The following is a 1,170-nucleotide window of genomic DNA, read 5'->3' as shown; positions in this document are numbered from 1 at the left end:
ATACCGGTGAACCTATGAAATGACCTTCCGCACCCAGGGGTGGAAGCAGAGGCTTTTGAGCCTATCTGGGTCGGCGCTGAGTGCATTCCATGCATCGCAGCATGCGTCGATGATGGCGTTGCGGTCAGGCCAGACGCACAGCGAGAGAAACCGCTCGCGCAGGAACAGCCAGATTCGCTCGACTGGGTTGCTTTCTGGAGAATAGGGCGGCAATGGGACGAGGGTGATGTTGTCGGGGACGGCCAGTGCCTTGGCTCCGTGCCAGCCAGCCCCATCAAGGACAATCACGGCGTGCTCATCCGGGGCGAGGGTCTTGGCGAATTCCGCCAGGAATAGCGTCATGGTGCGGGTGGAGACTTCTGGCAGAACGAGGGCGAATCCATCGCCGGTGGCGGGTTGGACCGCCCCAAAAATATAGGTCCAGTCGAAACGCTGATCGCAAAGTCCCGGCGGGCGCTGGCCCCGAAGCCACCAGCGATGGCAAAGGCGGCCCTTCTGTCCGACGCGGGCCTCGTCCTGGAACCACAGGCTTATCCGCTTGGTCGGATGAGCCTTTTGCGCAGCCTTCACCGAATCGCGGAGCCCCTTTTTTCAAAGCGTTCCTGCGCTTTGGTGTCTTTCTTGGGATGGACGGGCCGTGCCTTTTGGCGCGACATGCCCATCCGTCGCAGGATACGGCTCAGGCTGCCCGGATGCAGCGTCTTGCCGAATTTGGCCGAAATCCAGATCGCCAGGGCTTCCCGGGTCCAGCTACAGACGCCATCAACCTCGGGCTTCGGTCCTTTGAAGATCACGGCGGCCAACGTCGCCTGCTCGCTCTCGCTCAGCCATTCCGGCCGACGGCCCTTCGGTCGGTCGAAGAGCCCCGTCACGCCCTCGACATTGTAGCGCGTCACCGCGTCCCGCAACGCCTGGCGGTCCATCCCGGCAAGTCGCGCCGCCTCACCACGGCTCAGGCCATCCAGCGCGTTGGCGATAGCGTAGGCCCGTGCCGTCGCTCGCCCATTGCCGCAATGGCGAGCCCAGGATCGAAGCTCACCCGCCGACATCCCTTCCGATATTTTGATCTGACTCGACATGGCTTCCCCCATCCATTTGGTGGAAACCCAGTGATTCACGACTGCCGCGCCTTGGCAAGCATGGAGGAGTCATTTCGAGCGTTCGCCGGTA

2 protein-coding genes are annotated in these 1,170 nt (G+C 62.5%); both read right to left on the bottom strand.

The genetic code is table 11. The annotated features are described in order from the left end of the window. Window positions 1–12: 12 nt before the first annotated feature. Window positions 13–570 carry an IS630 family transposase gene (locus MTBSS4_RS18745; RefSeq protein ID WP_173984895.1) on the bottom strand — a complete coding sequence of 186 codons (558 nt, stop codon included), beginning with the start codon at window positions 568–570 and terminating at the stop codon, window positions 13–15. Next, entirely contained in the window at window positions 567–1,079 is a 513-nt protein-coding gene (locus MTBSS4_RS18740; protein ID WP_173984894.1) for a winged helix-turn-helix domain-containing protein, read from the bottom strand. The genes MTBSS4_RS18745 and MTBSS4_RS18740 overlap by 4 nt, the downstream gene beginning before the upstream one ends. Window positions 1,080–1,170 lie beyond the last annotated feature (91 nt).

It is taken from the genome of Magnetospirillum sp. SS-4, assembly GCF_902729425.1.
Taxonomy (GTDB): Bacteria; Pseudomonadota; Alphaproteobacteria; order Rhodospirillales; family Magnetospirillaceae; genus Phaeospirillum.
Note: the sequence above shows the minus strand (reverse complement) of the source record. Positions and strands in the feature narration are given on the sequence as shown.